Here is a 15896-nt window from a genome sequence, read left to right as displayed (position 1 = left end):
GGTGAACATCCTCATAAACGGATCGACAGGCCATCGGCCAGGGATTGGCGATACGCGCGCCAGGCCGGCACGCTGCCCATCAGCAGCGCGGCAGCCAGAATGCCACCGAGCAGCGTCCATTCATACTCGCTTGGCCAGGCCAGCGGCAGATACAGCCCGTAATTGGCCTGCACATAACCTTGTGCCGCAGCGATGCCGAGGTACAGCAACGCCAGCCCGGCGATCACCCCGGTCAATGCCAGCGCAAAGGCTTCCAGCACCAGCAGGCTCGCGATATGCCACGGCCGCGCGCCCACCGAACGCAGGATCGCCATCTCGCGGCGGCGTTCGTTGAGGCTGGTGAGAATCGCCGTGAGCATGCCGATCAACCCGGTCAGCACCACGAACAGCGAGACCACGAACAGCGCTTTTTCGGCGGTGCTCATCAGGCTCCACAACTCCTGCAAGGCCACACCCGGCAGGATCGCCAGCATCGGCTCGCCACGGAATTCGTTGATCTCCCGTTGCAGGGCGAAGGTGGAAATCTTGCTGTTGAGGCCGAGCATGAACGCGGTGATCGCTTGCGGCGTCAGGTCCATGTTGCGCGCCTGATCGGCGCTGATCCGGCCGTTGCCACGGGCCGGCACACCGTTGTGCCAGTCGATGTGGATCGCCTCCATGCCGCCGAGGCTGATGTGCAACGTGCGATCCACCGGGGTGCCGGTGCGCTTGAGAATGCCGACCACGGTGAACGGCTTGTCATCGTGCTTGACCAGACTGATCGCCGCCACACCGTGGGCCAGCACCAGTTTGTCGCCGAGCTTGTAATGCAGTGCCTCGGCCACTTCGGCACCGAGCACCACTTCGAACGGATCGGTGGCGAAGGCGCGGCCGTCGGCCAGTTCCAGGTGCTGCTGGCGACCGTACTGGTAATGCTCGAAATAGGCTTCGGTGGTGCCCATCACCCGGTAGCCGCGATGGGAATCGCCGAGGGACATCGGGATCGCCCACTTCACCTTCGGGTTGCTGGCGAAGTGTTCGAAGCTGTCCCAGCGAATGTTGTTGGTGGCGTTGCCGATGCGGAATACCGAGTACAGCAACAGGTTCACCGAACCGGAACGGGCGCCGACGATCAGGTCGGTGCCGCTGATGGTGCTGGCGAAACTGGCCTTGGCTTCGGTGCGCACCCGCTCCACCGCCAGCAGCAGGCAGACGGAAAGCGCGATGGCGAAAGCGGTGAGCAGGGCGGTGAAACGCCGGTTGGCGAGGCTGGCCATGGCCAGACGGAACAGATACATCTCAAACCTCGGCAGACGTGGCGGCGCGATTGAGTTCGGCCAGGGACAGGTGACGGTCGAACAGCGGCGCCAGGCTCTGGTCGTGGCTGACGAACAACAGGCTCGAGCCGGCTTCGCGGCACTCGGCGAACAGCAGGCGAATGAAGTTTTCCCGGGCGTCGTAATCCAGCGCCGAGGTCGGTTCGTCGGCGATCACCAGTTCCGGTTGACCGATCAACGCACGGGCCGCAGCGACCCGCTGTTGCTGACCGATCGACAGCGAATCGGCGCGGCGACTCAGGATGCTTTCGTCCTTCAAGCCCAAGTGGGCGAGCAGGGTGGCAGCAGCCTGATCGACGCTGCCGTGACGTTGCTTCGCACGTTCGGCACGCAGCTTCGAGAAGTGGCACGGCAGCTCGACGTTCTCGCGCACCGAGAGAAACGGCAGCAGGTTGAACTGCTGGAAAATGTAGCCGGTGTGATCGACGCGAAAGCGATCACGGGCGCCGGCACCCAGTTCGGTCAGCTCCTGGCCGAGCAGGCGAATGCTGCCGCGGCCGGGTTTCTGCACCCCGCCGAGCAGGCCGAGCAGGGTGGTCTTGCCGCTGCCGCTGGGTCCCTTGAGGAACAGGGTTTCGCCGGCTTCCAGACGAAACGCCGGGATGTCCAGCAGCGGCGGGTGACCGGGCCAGTTGAAGCCCAGGTCGGACAGTTCGATGAGTGCTTGGGTCATGGCGCCGTTTCGTGTCAGAACTTCAGGGCGGCGGCCTTGGCCGTCACTTCCGTGCCTTGCTGGCCGCTCGGGCTGATCAGTTGTACCTGAATTTTCTGAGTGGCCGGGAAGGTATTGAACAGGTTCGCCAGATCCAGGGTTTTCAACGCACCCGGCGCCGCGCAGCTGAATTGGTAGTGGGCGTGGATTTCGCTGTGGTCGTGATGATGCTCGTGACCGTCCTTGCCGGCTTCCTCTTCGTCGTGGTCGTCGGCATCCGGTTTGTCGCCGAACAGCGGGCTTTCCAGTTCCTGGCTGGTGACCTTGCAACCGGCGGCGGCCGGCAGGCTGAACAGCGCCAGCGGTTTTTCCAGCTGAGCACGAGCGACAGCGACCTTGGCCTTGTCGGCATCGCTGGTGGCGACGTGTTCGAAACCGACGAGGTTCATCGCCGGGCTTTCCAGCTCCAGTTCCAGAGTCTGCCCGTCGAGGGCGGCGTTCAGGCGACCGACGCCATGTTCGTGGGCACCGAGGCTGCCGTGCTCATGGTCGTGATCATGCTCATCGGCGGCATGGGCGATGGCCAGCGGCAACAGGGCAAACGGCAAAGCGAGCAGCAGACGACGCATGGCGGTCTCCGGGAAGTAAAGTGAAGAGTTTGTTATGTAATCTTATAACGAAAGTGCGCAGAGTTTGCCCGCCCGCTTGGCGTTACACAAGTCCCATGGGAGCATGCAGGTCAGAAATGTGCGGGAGCGAAGCTTATGTTGCGGATACGCGGAACCGTCGGCGAGTTGCCGGTGGATTTGACCCTGGAACTGGATGAAAGCGACTGGGCGCGGCTCGGTGCGCAGTTTGGCGTGCAGGTGCAGACGGCCCAGCCGCAGACAGCAGCGGCGGCGCCTGTGGCGAAACCGGTGAATCAGGATGACGCGTTGTGGCAGGTCGCCAGGGATTTGTTGCGCAAGGCCGGGCAACTCAGCGGCCCGGAATTGCTGGATCAGCTCGAAGGGCTGACCGGCAGCGCGGTGGCGGGCAAGCGCTTGCTGGTGCGCCTGCGTCATTCTTCCGATGTGAAAGTGCTGAGCGGCGGGGATACGCCGCTCTACAGTTGGATCGAGTAGCGCTTAGTACAGCGCCGCAAACACCTTGCGCCGGTAAGCGGTCACCAGCGGGTGATCGTTGCCCAGCAGTTCGAACACTTGCAGCAAGGTCTTGTGCGGCAGGCCTTCGCCGTAGCTGCGGTTGCGGATGAACAGCTTGAGCAGGGCGTCCAGCGCCGCTTCGTATTGCTGACGGGCCAGTTGCTGGATCGCCAGTTGATACACCGCTTCATCGTCCTGCGGGTTTTGCGCCAGACGGCTCTTCAGGTCGGCGGCATCCGGCAGGTCGCGGGCCAGGCCAAGGAACTTGATCTGCGCCTTGGCACCGGCCAGTGCGGCTTTGTGCTCGTCGCTCTTGACCGCGTCGAGCACGGTTTGCGCTTCGCCCAGCTCACCGCGTTCGGTCAGGCAGCGAGCGTAGAGGATCAGCGCCTTGGCGTTGGTGTTGTCTTCGCCCAGCAGCGTAACCAGTGCCGCTTCCGCGTCGGCGTAACGGCCTTCATCGAACAGTGCCTGAGCCTGTTCGAGCGGATCGGCGGCGGACGGCGCCGGCATCTGCACATGCGGTTCGAGCAGGGCGCGCACGGCGGATTCCGGTTGCGCACCGGCAAAGCCGTCCACCGGTTGACCGTCCTTGAACAGCACCACGGTCGGCAGGCTACGGATGCCGAAACGGGCGACGATGTCCTGCTCGATATCGCAATTGACCTTGGCCAGCAGCAACTCGCCCTGATAGCTCTCGGCGATCCCTTGCAACATCGGCATCAGCGCTTTGCACGGTGCACACCATTCGGCCCAGAAATCCACCAGCACCGGTTTTTGAAAGGAAGCCTCGATCACCGACTGGTCGAAGTCGGCCGTCGTGGCGTCGAAGATGTACGGCGTTTGCTGACTCATGGGGTATCTCGTAAAAGCGTGAATGGGGCAACTATACGGTCAGGCGCGGGCCGCATGGTAGAGGCTGACATGGCGAAACTCTTCGGGCTCGGCCAGATCCGGCAGAGTCATGGCTTCGAGCATTTCGATGCGCCGGTACAACGGATGACGGAAATCCCGAACCCGCGAATCCGCCACCAGCGCTTCGCGGCCACGGCTCAGGAAGGCGTCGAGCAGCGGCAGGTTTTCCCGGTCGTAAAGAACGTCGGCCACCAGGATCAGATCGAAGCGATCCGCCTCGGCGAAGAAATCCGTGGAATAGCTCATCTGCACATCATTGAGTTCGGCATTCGCCCGACAGGCGGCAATCGCCAGCGGGTCGAGGTCGCAGGCCACTACTTCCAGCGCGCCGGCCTTCACCGCTGCAATGCCGGCGATTCCGGAACCGGCGCCGAAATCCAGCACCCGCTTGCCTCGAACCCACTCGGGAAACTCCGCCAGATAGCGCGCCACCGCCAGACCGCTGGCCCAGCAGAAACTCCAGTAAGGCGGCTCATGCAGGATGCGTTGGGTTTCTTCCTGGCTGAATTCGCGGGCCATGTTGTCGCCGTCGATCAGCCACAGCTGCAAATCGGTGTCCGGCAACGCACAGGCCTTCAGTCGGGCGTCGCCGAGCAATTCGCCCAGCGACTGTTGCAGGTCTAGCGGTGCATTCATGGTGCTTTGACAAATTGCAGCTGGCCCAGCGCCTGGGTGGTCGGCTGAGTGATGGTCTGCGACGGCAGGTGCAGGATCAACTGGCCGGACTGGCTGGCGCGGCCGCGCAGTTCAACCCGCGCGCCCACCGGGAACGCGTCGGGGTTGAAGCGCAGATGGAACGGCAGAATCTGGTTGTTGCCGATCAGGCTGGAGCTGGCGAGCAATTGTTGCGGGCGATCCTTTGCGTCGATCACCAGCAGCGCCAGTTCGACTTCGGCGCCGGCCGGCACGCCTTGCAGGGTGCCGCTCAGTTCCCGTTGATACGCGGGCAGCGGGCCGAGGTCGGCGGCTTCCCGGGCTTTTTTCTGCGCCTGTTGCGGCGCCGGGCCCGGCGTGGGCGGCTGAGGCTTGGGCGCATCGCTGCCACAGGCAACCAGCAGGCTGAAAACACTGAGCAAAACGAGCGGTCGTAGGGACATTGGCGGCTCCAGCAAAATGAAATCCATGGATCAAACGATCATGGCAGTCTGTATACCGCAAAGCCTATGGCTTGTCTTGCCACCGGGATGCGCTACCATGGCCCTCCCTTTTTTTGTTGCCAGCCACCATGCACTGTCCCTTCTGCGGTGCCAACGACACCAAGGTCATCGACTCGCGTCTGGTCGCCGAGGGCGAACAGGTGCGCCGCCGGCGTGAATGCCTGGCCTGCGGCGAACGTTTCACGACGTTCGAGACGGCCGAACTGGTGTTGCCGCGCCTGATCAAAACCGACGGCAGCCGCCAACCGTTCGACGAAGAAAAACTCCGCGCCGGCATGCAGCGCGCCCTGGAGAAACGTCCGGTGAGCGTCGAGCGCCTCGAATCCTCTCTGGTCCATATCAAACACAAGCTGCGCGCCACCGGCGAGCGCGAGGTCAAGTCCCTCGTGGTCGGCGAACTGGTGATGGCCGAGCTGCAGAAGCTCGATGAAGTGGCCTACATCCGTTTCGCTTCCGTGTACCGCCGCTTCCAGGACCTCAACGAATTTCGCGAAGAGATCGACCGCCTCGCCCGCGAACCGGTGAAAGAATGACCACCGCCGTCGAGCAGGCCATCCTCGACGCCCACTTCATGGCCCGGGCCCTGGAGCTGGCGCGCAAGGGGCATTACACGACGCATCCCAATCCACGGGTTGGCTGCGTGATCGTGCGTGACGGGCAGATTGTCGGCGAAGGCTGGCATGAACGTGCCGGCGAACCCCATGCCGAAGTCCACGCCCTGCGCGCCGCCGGTGAACTGGCCCGGGGCGCCACGGCTTACGTGACTCTCGAACCTTGCAGCCACCACGGCCGCACACCGCCGTGTGCCGATACGCTGGTGAATGCCGGTGTCGGTCGGGTGGTCGCGGCGATGCGTGATCCGAATCCACAAGTCGCCGGACGCGGTCTGCAGCGTCTGGCCGATGCCGGCATCGCCACCGAAAGCGGTGTGCTGGAGGTCGAAGCCCGCAAGCTCAATCAAGGTTTTCTGAAGCGCATGGAGCACGGCTTGCCGTTCGTGCGGGTCAAGTTGGCCATGAGCCTCGACGGTCGCACGGCGATGGAAAGCGGCGAGAGCCAATGGATCACCGGCCCGGCCGCGCGTTCGGCGGTGCAGCGTCTGCGCGCCCAGGCCAGCGTGGTGCTGACCGGCGCCGACACGGTGCTGGCCGATGGCGCACGCCTGACCGTTCGCGGCGATGAGCTGGGACTGGATGCCGAACAAACCGCGCTGGCCCTGAGCCGTCCGCCGCTGCGGGTGCTGATCGACGGGCGTCTGCGGGTGCCGCTGGATGCGCCGTTCTTCAAGGCCGGTCCGGCGCTGGTCGCCACCTGCGTGGCCATCGAAGAACAGTACGCCCACGGTCCGGAATGCCTGATCGTGCCGGGCGATGACGGTCAGGTCGATCTGCATCAATTGCTGATCGAACTGGCCAACCGTGGCGTCAACGAAGTGCTGGTCGAGGCCGGTCCGCGACTGGCCGGCGCGTTTGCCCAGCTCGGTCTGGTCGACGAGTTCGTGATCTTCATTGCCGGCAAGTTCCTCGGCTCCACGGCGCGTCCGCTTCTGGACTGGCCGCTGGCCTATATGAAGGATGCGCCGGAGCTGAAAATCACTGAAATTCGCGCGGTTGGCGATGACTGGCGAGTCACTGCAATCCCTGTCTCATCGGCGAGCGTATAATTCCCGGCCATCGCGTTAGCGCTGGCTTCGTTCTCAAGGAGAACCCCATGTTTACCGGCATCATCGAATCCATCGGCAGTATCCGCGCACTGACCCCAAAGGGCGGTGATGTGCGGGTGCATGTCGAAACCGGCAAGCTCGACCTGAGCGACGTCAAACTCGGCGACAGCATCGCGGTCAACGGCGTGTGCCTGACCGCGGTTGAACTGCCGGGCAACGGCTTCGCCGCCGACGTCAGTCGCGAAACCCTCGACTGCACCGCCATGAATGACCTGAAAAGCGGCAGCCCGGTCAACCTGGAAAAAGCCCTGACCCCGACCACCCGTCTCGGCGGCCATCTGGTCAGCGGTCACGTCGACGGTGTCGGCGAAGTGGTCTCGCGCAGTGACAATGCCCGCGCCGTGGAATTTCGCATCCGCGCGCCGAAGGAGCTGGCCAAGTACATCGCCCACAAAGGCTCGATCACCGTCGATGGCACCAGCCTGACCGTGAACGCGGTCGATGGCGCCGAATTCCTGCTGACGATCATCCCGCACACCCTGAGCGAAACCATCATGGCGTCCTACAAGCCAGGTCGCCGGGTGAACCTGGAAGTCGACTTGCTGGCGCGTTATCTGGAGCGTCTGCTTCTGGGCGACAGGGCCGCTGAGCCTGACTCTTCACAAAAGCCTGGCGGTGGCATCACTGAAAGCTTTCTGGCCGCCAACGGCTACCTCAAATCCTGACTGAAGGGGGTGCCTTGTGGCGCTCAATAGCATCGAAGAACTGGTTGAAGACATCCGCCAAGGCAAGATGGTCATCCTCATGGATGACGAAGACCGCGAAAACGAAGGCGACCTGATCATGGCCGCCGAATGCTGCAAGGCCGAGCACATCAACTTCATGGCCAAGCACGCCCGTGGCCTGATCTGCATGCCGATGAGCCGCGAGCGCTGCGAAACCCTGAAGCTGCCGCTGATGGCTCCGCGCAACGGTTCCGGTTTCGGCACCAAGTTCACCGTCTCGATCGAAGCCGCCGAAGGCGTGACCACCGGCATTTCCGCCGCTGACCGTGCGCGCACCGTGCAAGCGGCCGCTGCGAAAGACGCGAAAGCCGAAGACATCGTCAGCCCGGGCCACATTTTCCCGCTGATGGCTCAGGCCGGTGGCACCCTGGCCCGCGCCGGTCACACCGAAGCCGCCTGCGACCTGGCGCGCATGGCCGGTTTCGAGCCGAGCGGCGTGATCTGCGAAGTGATGAACGACGACGGCACCATGTCCCGTCGCGCCGAACTGGAAGCCTTCGCGGCTGAACACGACATCAAGATCGGCACCATCGCCGACCTGATTCACTACCGGATGATCCACGAACGTACCGTTCAGCGGATTGCCGAGCAGCCGCTGGACAGCGAACTGGGCCAATTCAACCTGGTGACCTATCGTGATTCCGTGGAAGGCGACGTGCACATGGCACTGACCCTGGGCACCGTTTGCGCCGAAGAACCGACCCTGGTTCGCGTGCACAACATGGACCCGCTGCGTGACCTGCTAATGGTCAAACAACCGGGCCGCTGGAGCCTGCGCGCCGCCATGGCTGCGGTTGCCGAGGCCGGCAGCGGTGTGGTGCTGTTGCTCGGTCACCCACTGGATGGCGACGTGTTGCTGGCGCACATCCGCGAAACCGGCGATCAGGCGGCGGTGAAAAAACCGACCACCTACAGCATCGTTGGTGCCGGTTCGCAGATCCTGCGTGACCTCGGCGTGCGCAAAATGCGACTGATGTCGGCGCCGATGAAGTTCAATGCAATATCCGGTTTCGATCTGGAAGTTGTAGAATACGTGCCCTCCGAATAATGACCGGTTGTTTCCGGCTCCGAATTCGCGGCAAATAAATCACTGAGGGACGCGAAACAGACGCGTCCCGGCTCTTTAAGAGATCTGACGAATGACCCTGAAGACCATCGAAGGTACCTTCATCGCCCCTAAAGGCCGCTACGCTTTGGTAGTGGGCCGCTTCAACAGCTTCGTGGTTGAAAGCCTGGTCAGCGGTGCAGTTGATGCCCTGGTTCGCCACGGCGTGAGCGAAAGCGACATCACCATCATCCGCGCACCTGGCGCCTTCGAAATCCCGCTGGTTGCGCAGAAAGTCGCCCAGAAAGGCGAGTTCGCAGCAATCATCGCCCTGGGCGCGGTCATTCGTGGCGGTACTCCGCACTTCGAATACGTAGCGGGCGAGTGCACCAAGGGCCTGGCCCAGGTGTCCATGGAATTCGGCGTACCGGTCGCTTTCGGCGTCCTGACCGTTGATTCCATCGAGCAAGCCATCGAACGTTCCGGCACCAAGGCCGGCAACAAAGGTGCTGAAGCTGCCCTGTCCGCTCTGGAAATGGTCAGCCTGCTGGCGCAGTTGGAGGCCAAGTGATTAGCGACGAAAGCGATCGTTTCAACCCGCGCGATCCGAAACCTGCGGATGCCGGCAAGCCATCGAAAAGCGCCAAGCGCCGCGAAGCCCGTCAGCTCGCGACCCAGGCCCTGTATCAATGGCACATGGCTCGGCAGTCGTTGAACGAGATCGAAGCGCAGTTCCGGGTCGATAACGATTTCACCGATGTCGACGGTGCTTACTTCCGCGAAATCCTGCACGGGGTTCCGCAGTTCAAGACCGAAATCGACACCGCGCTCACGCCTTGCCTGGACCTGGCGATCGAAGAGCTGGACCCGGTTGAACTGGCGGTTCTGCGCCTGTCCACCTGGGAACTGCTCAAGCGCGTCGACGTGCCGTACCGCGTTGTGATCAACGAAGGTATCGAACTGGCCAAGGTGTTCGGTTCGACCGACGGCCACAAGTTCGTCAACGGCGTGCTCGACAAGCTGGCTCCGCGCCTGCGTGAAGCTGAAGTGAAGGCGTTCAAGCGCTGATCCGCGCTTGAATACTTTTTCTCGGCCATGGGCGAGTTTGAGCTGATCCGCAATTTCTTCGCCGCCGCGCCTTGTGCGCAGGGCGGCGAAGGCGTTGCACTGGGGATCGGCGACGACTGCGCCTTGCTGGCGGTTCCTTCCGGGGAACAACTGGCGGTTTCCACCGATACGCTGGTGGCCGGCGTGCATTTCGCCGATCCCTGCGATCCGTTTCTGCTCGGTCAGCGCTCGCTGGCCGTGGCGGTCAGCGACCTCGCTGCCATGGGCGCCACGCCCGTCGCCTTTACCCTTGCCCTGACTCTGCCGACGGTGACTGCCGATTGGCTGCAAGCCTATGCCCGCGGTTTGAACCGCATGGCGCAGGGCTGCGGCGTGGCACTGGTTGGCGGCGACACGACGCGCGGGCCGTTGAGCCTGACCGTCACCGTGTTCGGCCGCGTCCCGGCCGGCAAAGCGCTCACCCGCAGCGGCGCACAACCGGGCGATCTGCTGTGTGTCGGCGGTGAGCTGGGCAACGCAGCCGGTGCCTTGTCGCTGGTGCTGGGTCAGCGTGACGCCGAACCCCATATCGCCCAGCCGCTGCTCGATCATTACTGGTCGCCGCAACCGCAACTCGCCCTTGGTCAGGCCCTGCGTGGCAAGGCCACCTCGGCGCTGGACATCTCCGATGGCTTGCTCGCCGATTGCGGTCACATCGCACTGGCTTCGAAGGTTCGCCTCGAAGTCGAGCGCGAGCGTGTTCCGTTGTCGGACGCCTTGGTGGCGTTTCTCGGCCAGCGCGGCGCCGAGCGTGCGGCGTTGAGCGGTGGCGATGATTACGTGCTGGCCTTCACGTTGCCGTCCGACGAGTTGCCGGCGCTGCTCGCCGATGGCTGGCCGATCCATGTGATCGGCCGCGTAACGCAAGGCCAGGGCGTGGTGCTGCTGGATCGCGACGGGCACGACATCACCCCGCAAATCCGGGGTTATCAACATTTTCAGGAGTCACCGTGACAGATCACCCGAAACAGGTTCCGGCCGAATTCGTTCCGCCGTCGGTCTGGCGCAATCCCTGGCATTTCCTCGCGTTCGGCTTCGGCTCGGGCACCTTGCCCAAGGCGCCGGGCACTTGGGGCTCGTTAGTTGCGCTACCCTTTATCCCGTTGTGGCAGATGCTGCCCGACTGGGGTTACTGGCTAATGCTTGGTATCACCATGCTGTTCGGCTTCTGGCTGTGCGGCAAAGTGGCCGACGATCTGCGGGTGCACGACCACGAAGGCATCGTCTGGGACGAAATGGTCGGGATGTGGATCACCCTGTGGCTGGTGCCGGAAGGCTGGTACTGGTTGCTCGCCGGGTTCCTGGTGTTCCGCTTCTTCGACATTCTCAAGCCGTGGCCGATCCGCTGGATCGACCGGCATGTTCACGGCGGCGTCGGCATCATGCTCGACGACGTGCTGGCCGGCGTATTCGCCTGGCTGGCGATGCAGGGACTGGTGTGGCTTTTCGCCTGATTTCCAGGCGTGGATGAGGGACGCAGGGATGACTCGACGCTGGTTGGCGATAGTGGTTTTGACCTTGCTTGGCGCCATGGCCCAGGCACAGGACGCACCGCCGTCGGTCATTCACCTGGCCAGCGAAGACTGGGAAGACTACACCGCCGCCGATGGTCATGGCCTGGGCTGGGACGTGTTGCGCAAAGTCTTCGAGCCGGCCGGCGTGACCCTGGATATTCGCACCGTGCCCTACACCCGCTCGGTCGGGCTGGTGCAGTTGAAGGAAGCCGACGCACTGGTCGGTTCCTATCGCGGTGAAGCCGAACAGGTGCTGTACCCGAAATGGAATTTCGATTCCGACCACATCTACGCGCTCGGCCTGGCCAGCAATCCCTCGCCGACCCAGGCGACGCTGGGCAAATACCGACTGGCCTGGGTGCGCGGCTATCGCTACGAAACCTACCTGCCGAACGTCAAACGCTTCAACCAGATCGAGCGTCGCACCGGCATCCTGTCGATGCTCAAACAGGGGCGGGCGGATTACTACATCGATGCGCTGACGGAAATAGAAGCGGTGGTGAGAAACGCCGCCGACCCGTCGCAGTACCGTTATTCACATCTGGCGGAATTGCCGCTGTACCTCGGTTTCGCCGACACCCCGCAAGCCCGTGCACTGATGTCGATCTACGACCAGCGCATGGAGCAACTGGTAAAGAACGGCGAGTTGAAGCCGATCTTCGAGCGCTGGAAGCAGCCGTATCCCTTCGAATGAACGCGATAAGGGCGAGCCTGTTATCAAACTTTTTGATCGTTATGGCCGATAATTCAGCCTAAGCGCCTGCGGGAACCTGCTGTTACAATGCCGCCCAGCGAATCTTCAGACTTTTCAGATCAGGAGCACACCGGTGCCTGTCGTTTTTGTCGCCGCTTCCAAGCTGCCAACGCCTTTTGCGCAATTCACCATGCACGGTTTTCTCGATGAAGCCACCGGCCGCGAGCACGTCGTGCTGAGCCTGGGTGAGATTGCCGACGGTGCCCCGGTACTCGGCCGTCTGCACTCCGAATGCCTGACCGGCGATGCCTTGTTCAGCCAGCGTTGCGACTGCGGTTCGCAACTTGAGGGCGCCCTCAAAGCCATCGCTCGCGAAGGTCGTGGCGTGTTGCTGTACCTGCGTCAGGAAGGACGCGGCATCGGTCTGTTGAACAAAATCCGTGCCTACGAATTGCAGGACGGCGGCGCCGACACCGTTGAAGCCAACGAGCGTCTGGGCTTTGCCGCCGACCAGCGTGACTACGCCATGTGCCTGCCGATGCTGGAGCATCTGGGCGTCAAATCCCTGCGTCTGATGACCAACAACCCGCGCAAGGTCAAAGCCTTGACCGATATGGGTATCGTTGTTGCCGAGCGCGTGCCGCTGCACACCGGCCACAACCCGCACAACAAACTCTATCTGGCGACCAAGGCCAGCAAGCTCGACCACATGATGGGCAACGAGCATCAGGGCGAGGTAGACCGGGCGTGACCCGCGGGCAAGTGCGGCGCCGTCTGTCGATCGCCTGGTGGAAATACCTGGCGCTGGCGCTGGTGCCGCTGTTCGTGATCAACGCTGTGTTCGGCCAGGGCGAGGCGATTCTGCCGGTGCTGGCGCTGCCTTTCTTTATCGCTGGCGTGGCCTCGATGTTTGTCAGCCTGAAGTTTTTCGGGCGCTACAAACATGCGCTGATCGCCACGCAAAAAGCCCTCGATACTCCTGAAGAGCCCGCTGCCTGGATTGCCCTGGCGGCCTGCCTTCGCAGTGCATACGTGGTCGCGGCGCTGCCGGCATGGATTGGTGCGCTGGCGGTGTTCGTTGGCCTTGAAGCGGTGCCGCTGATGTTGCTGGCGCTGTCCACGGCGGTGCTGTTCTACCTCTACCGTATCCCGCGTCAACTCGCTTGATGCGTCGTCTCTGGCTGGCGGTTCTGCTGCTGGCCGTCAGCGGTGAAACGCTGGCCGCCCTGCGGGTGGTCAGCCTCGCGCCATCTCTGTCCGAAATCGTGGTTGAACTGGGTTCGGCCGACCTGCTGGTCGGGGTGCTGGATGCCGGTGAGCGTCCTTCCGCGATCAAGGACGTGCCTTCGGTGGGCCGTTACGGCCAGCTAGACATGGAACGGTTGCTCAGCCTCAAGCCTGACTTGTTGCTGTTGTGGCCCGGCAGTGTCGGCCCGGCTCAACGTGATCAGCTCAAGCGCCTGAACATCCCGACGTTCGTTGCCGAGCCTCACAGTCTCGAACAGCTGACTGCGCAGATTGAGGGCATCGCGATACAGCTCGGTCGTCCTGAGCGTGGGATCGCGCGGGCCAGCGAGTTGCGGCAAAAACTCGATAAGCTGCGCCAGCGCTACCGCCGCGAAGTACCGCTGCGGGTGTTCTATCAGGTTTGGGACAAGCCGCTGTACACCGTCGGTGGCGGACAAATCATCAGCGATGCGCTTGAAGTGTGTGGCGCACGCAATGTGTTCGCCGACCTGAGCCTGCCAGCGCCACAGGTGAGCATCGAAGCGGTTTTACAGCGTGATCCCGAAGTGATACTGGCCGGCGATCAGCCGCAACTGGAGGCGTGGAACGCCTGGCCACAAGTGGCAGCGGTCAAGCACGGGCAATTGCTGCTGGTCACCGATAAAGGCCTTGAGCGTCCGAGCGGGCAGATGATCGAGGCGACCGCCAAGCTCTGCCAGCTGATCGCGCCAGATCGTTAGAGCTGCGGCGTCCAGGTCACGCCGAACATGAACGCCCGACCTTCCTCGCGATAGCCAAACTGACTGCCGTCATGGCTGTACAGCGCCCGGCTGTAACCCTTGTCCAGCAGGTTGTCGACCTTGAAATCCAGTTTGATCTCTCGGTTCAGCGCCCAGCTGCTGCGCAATCCGAGCAGTGCATAACCGCCCAATGGTTGCTGATTGTTCAGATCGTCATAACTGCTGCTGACGGCCTGCCAACTGGCGCCGAGGCCAAGGCGATCGAACTGTCGATCCAGATCCCAGCTCAGGGTGCGACGGGCACGCCGTGCCAAAGTGTGGCCGGTGTCGCGGTCGCGGGGATCGATGATCGCCACGCCGAGGTTGCTCTGCCAGCCGAACAGCTCCTGTTTCAGCGCTGCTTCGAAGCCGTTGATTCGCGCCGAGGCGACGTTCTCTGGAGGGTTACCGTCAGCGGCGATAATGGCGTCCTTCAGATCTGTACGATAAATCGACGCCTCTAGACGGCTGCTGTCAGTCAACTGGCTGCGCCACTGCAACTCATAGCTTTTGGAGGTTTCCGGTTTCAGATCCGGATTGCTGTACTTGGGGTAGTACAGGTCGTTGAAAGTAGGGGCACGGAAGCCTTCGCTGTAGCTCAAGAGCAGATCGTTGTCGGGATTGACCGGCAACGTCAGCGTGCCGCTCCAGCTGTTCTGACCGCCGAACTGCTGGTTGTCATCGCGACGCAGGCCCAGTTCGGTGGAGAAGCTGTCGGCCTGATAACGATGCTGGATAAATGCGGCGCGGTTCCAGCGACTGTCTTCGTCGAACGCGGTGCTGCTGTTGATCCGGTCTTCGTACCAGTCGCCACCAAGGATCAGGCTGTTGCGCGCATCGAGGGTCAGGTCGTTCTGCCAGGTCACCGAATCACGGTAGGTGTTGAACACCGAGCGTTCATCGCTGAGCTTGTCGAAGGTTTTTTCACGATTTTCGCTGTGGCCGAGTTCCAGGCGCGACCTCCAGCGCTCGTTGATCCGCGCATCGATGTAGCTGCTGAAACTGCTGACGGTGAAATCGCTGTAAGGTTGCTCTTCATAGGATCGGTCGGTTGCTTCAACGTAACGTCCCCATGGACTGTCGAACTCGCTTTTGCCCCTGTTATCCAGCAGATTGGCGCCGACTTCGATGTCATCGGTCAGCGCATGGCTGAGGCTCAGGCTGATGGATTTGTTGCGGTAGGCATCGTGATCGCTGTCGCTGGGGTAGGACTCATGGGTGCGGTCGAGGCCGGCGGTTTCATCGAGGCTGGCGCCGAGGTTGAAGCGGGTTTTCTCGTCTCCGCCGGAGAGGCCAATACTGCGTTCCCAGGTCTGGTTGCTGCCGAATCCGACATGCATCCGCGGCTGCAAGCCTTGTTCGCCGCCGCGCCGGGTGAAGATCTGAATCACCCCGCCAATTGCATCGCTACCGTAAATCACCGAACGTGAACCGCGCAGCACTTCCACGCGCTCGATCTGCTCGATGTTGAGGTGTTGCAGGTTGCTGTCGCCGGAGGTGGAATTGCCGATGCGCTGGCCGTCGACCAGCACCAGGCTCTGCGCCGATTGCGTACCACGAATGTAGATCCCCGGGAGGCTGCCACGTCCGCCGGTTTGCGCGACTTGCACGCCCGGCACCCGCTGCAGCAGATCGGTGACGCTGCGCGGTTGCAGACGCTCGATGTCTTCGCGGGTGAACACGGTGTTGGCGGCGCTGCTGTCGTTGCGTGCTTCGACCTGACGGTTGGCGCTGATCAGCATGTCCGGCAGCTTCAGGGCCTGATCGCGTTCGAAATTGTCAGCGAGGGCGTTGGCGGAGGGCAGCAGCAGGAGGGGCAGGGCGAGGCGCGAGAGGTTCATCGGTATTCCGTTGGTATTTCTGGTGTGCACTAGATTTCCAGCGACACAAAACACTG

General features: G+C 62.6%; 20 protein-coding genes. 13 read left to right on the top strand and 7 right to left on the bottom strand.

Annotated elements, in window-relative coordinates; all coding sequences use genetic code 11:
- Positions 1-11 precede the first annotated feature (11 nt).
- From GQX66_RS05325 to GQX66_RS05315, 3 genes are read right to left on the bottom strand one after another with little or no spacing between them, the layout of a single operon-like run.
- The gene (locus tag GQX66_RS05325) at positions 12-1277 is read right to left on the bottom strand and encodes an ABC transporter permease (RefSeq protein WP_074691637.1); all 1266 of its coding nucleotides are present in this window, start codon (positions 1275-1277) and stop codon (positions 12-14) included.
- Between the two features lies 1 nt (position 1278).
- A complete protein-coding gene (locus tag GQX66_RS05320) occupies positions 1279-1989 on the bottom strand; it encodes an ABC transporter ATP-binding protein (protein ID WP_007955587.1) in 711 nt (236 codons plus the stop codon).
- Between the two features lie 14 nt (positions 1990-2003).
- Positions 2004-2597 carry a DUF2796 domain-containing protein gene (locus tag GQX66_RS05315; RefSeq protein WP_240867307.1) on the bottom strand — a complete coding sequence of 198 codons (594 nt, stop codon included), beginning with the start codon at positions 2595-2597 and terminating at the stop codon, positions 2004-2006.
- Positions 2598-2732: 135 nt separating this feature from the next.
- Here GQX66_RS05315 and GQX66_RS05310 point away from each other — a divergent pair, with 135 nt between their 5' ends.
- A complete protein-coding gene (locus GQX66_RS05310) occupies positions 2733-3092 on the top strand; it encodes a hypothetical protein (protein WP_085747610.1) in 360 nt (119 codons plus the stop codon).
- A 3-nt stretch (positions 3093-3095) separates the two neighbouring features.
- Here the strand turns inward: GQX66_RS05310 and trxA are convergent, their stop codons facing one another.
- From trxA to GQX66_RS05295, 3 genes are read right to left on the bottom strand one after another with little or no spacing between them, the layout of a single operon-like run.
- Positions 3096-3968 carry a thioredoxin gene (gene trxA, locus GQX66_RS05305; RefSeq protein WP_240867297.1) on the bottom strand — a complete coding sequence of 291 codons (873 nt, stop codon included), beginning with the start codon at positions 3966-3968 and terminating at the stop codon, positions 3096-3098.
- A gap of 39 nt (positions 3969-4007) precedes the next feature.
- Positions 4008-4664, bottom strand: coding sequence for a 50S ribosomal protein L11 methyltransferase (locus tag GQX66_RS05300; RefSeq protein WP_085747612.1), 657 nt, complete (start codon positions 4662-4664; stop codon positions 4008-4010).
- Positions 4661-5125: a YbaY family lipoprotein gene (locus GQX66_RS05295; protein ID WP_007955577.1), complete on the bottom strand. Its 465-nt coding sequence runs from the start codon at positions 5123-5125 to the stop codon at positions 4661-4663. The genes GQX66_RS05300 and GQX66_RS05295 overlap by 4 nt, the downstream gene beginning before the upstream one ends.
- Positions 5126-5253: 128 nt before the next feature.
- Between GQX66_RS05295 and nrdR the strand changes: the two genes are divergently transcribed.
- From nrdR to GQX66_RS05235, 12 genes are all read left to right on the top strand, one after another.
- Complete coding sequence (gene nrdR, locus GQX66_RS05290) at positions 5254-5718, top strand: transcriptional regulator NrdR (protein ID WP_003228656.1); 465 nt, start codon at positions 5254-5256, stop codon at positions 5716-5718.
- Entirely contained in the window at positions 5715-6848 is a 1134-nt protein-coding gene (gene ribD / locus GQX66_RS05285) for a bifunctional diaminohydroxyphosphoribosylaminopyrimidine deaminase/5-amino-6-(5-phosphoribosylamino)uracil reductase RibD (RefSeq protein WP_129972510.1), read from the top strand. Before nrdR ends, ribD begins: the two co-directional genes overlap by 4 nt.
- A gap of 47 nt (positions 6849-6895) precedes the next feature.
- Entirely contained in the window at positions 6896-7573 is a 678-nt protein-coding gene (locus GQX66_RS05280) for a riboflavin synthase (RefSeq protein ID WP_085609113.1), read from the top strand.
- A 16-nt stretch (positions 7574-7589) separates the two neighbouring features.
- Positions 7590-8681, top strand: a complete 1092-nt coding sequence (gene ribBA, locus GQX66_RS05275; RefSeq protein ID WP_007955569.1) for a bifunctional 3,4-dihydroxy-2-butanone-4-phosphate synthase/GTP cyclohydrolase II — start codon at positions 7590-7592, stop codon at positions 8679-8681.
- A 91-nt stretch (positions 8682-8772) separates the two neighbouring features.
- A complete protein-coding gene (gene ribE, locus GQX66_RS05270; protein ID WP_003228649.1) occupies positions 8773-9249 on the top strand; it encodes a 6,7-dimethyl-8-ribityllumazine synthase in 477 nt (158 codons plus the stop codon).
- Positions 9246-9746 (top strand): transcription antitermination factor NusB, encoded by a 501-nt coding sequence (gene nusB, locus GQX66_RS05265; protein ID WP_024014489.1) that lies wholly within the window; start codon positions 9246-9248, stop codon positions 9744-9746. The genes ribE and nusB overlap by 4 nt, the downstream gene beginning before the upstream one ends.
- Before the next feature lie 27 nt (positions 9747-9773).
- The gene (thiL, locus tag GQX66_RS05260) at positions 9774-10739 is read left to right on the top strand and encodes a thiamine-phosphate kinase (RefSeq protein ID WP_240867293.1); all 966 of its coding nucleotides are present in this window, start codon (positions 9774-9776) and stop codon (positions 10737-10739) included.
- Positions 10736-11239, top strand: a complete 504-nt coding sequence (locus GQX66_RS05255; protein ID WP_085697647.1) for a phosphatidylglycerophosphatase A — start codon at positions 10736-10738, stop codon at positions 11237-11239. Before thiL ends, GQX66_RS05255 begins: the two co-directional genes overlap by 4 nt.
- 28 nt (positions 11240-11267) lie before the next feature.
- A complete protein-coding gene (locus GQX66_RS05250) occupies positions 11268-11993 on the top strand; it encodes a transporter substrate-binding domain-containing protein (RefSeq protein ID WP_085747617.1) in 726 nt (241 codons plus the stop codon).
- A 133-nt stretch (positions 11994-12126) separates the two neighbouring features.
- Complete coding sequence (gene ribA, locus GQX66_RS05245) at positions 12127-12744, top strand: GTP cyclohydrolase II (protein ID WP_007955551.1); 618 nt, start codon at positions 12127-12129, stop codon at positions 12742-12744.
- Positions 12741-13160, top strand: coding sequence for an MFS transporter (locus tag GQX66_RS05240; protein WP_134020908.1), 420 nt, complete (start codon positions 12741-12743; stop codon positions 13158-13160). Before ribA ends, GQX66_RS05240 begins: the two co-directional genes overlap by 4 nt.
- The gene (locus GQX66_RS05235; RefSeq protein WP_236188905.1) at positions 13160-13960 is read left to right on the top strand and encodes a cobalamin-binding protein; all 801 of its coding nucleotides are present in this window, start codon (positions 13160-13162) and stop codon (positions 13958-13960) included. The genes GQX66_RS05240 and GQX66_RS05235 overlap by 1 nt, the downstream gene beginning before the upstream one ends.
- On the opposite strand, the gene GQX66_RS05230 is transcribed toward GQX66_RS05235, so the two are convergent.
- Positions 13957-15840: a TonB-dependent receptor gene (locus GQX66_RS05230; protein ID WP_240867279.1), complete on the bottom strand. Its 1884-nt coding sequence runs from the start codon at positions 15838-15840 to the stop codon at positions 13957-13959. The two genes, GQX66_RS05235 and GQX66_RS05230, sit on opposite strands and share 4 nt — an antisense overlap.
- Positions 15841-15896: the final 56 nt, after the last annotated feature.

The organism is Pseudomonas sp. B707 (genome assembly GCF_022496685.1).
Taxonomy (GTDB): Bacteria; Pseudomonadota; Gammaproteobacteria; order Pseudomonadales; family Pseudomonadaceae; genus Aquipseudomonas; species Aquipseudomonas paraglycinae.
The sequence above is the reverse complement of the archived record's forward strand: the minus strand, read 5'-3'. Positions and strand labels throughout refer to the sequence as shown.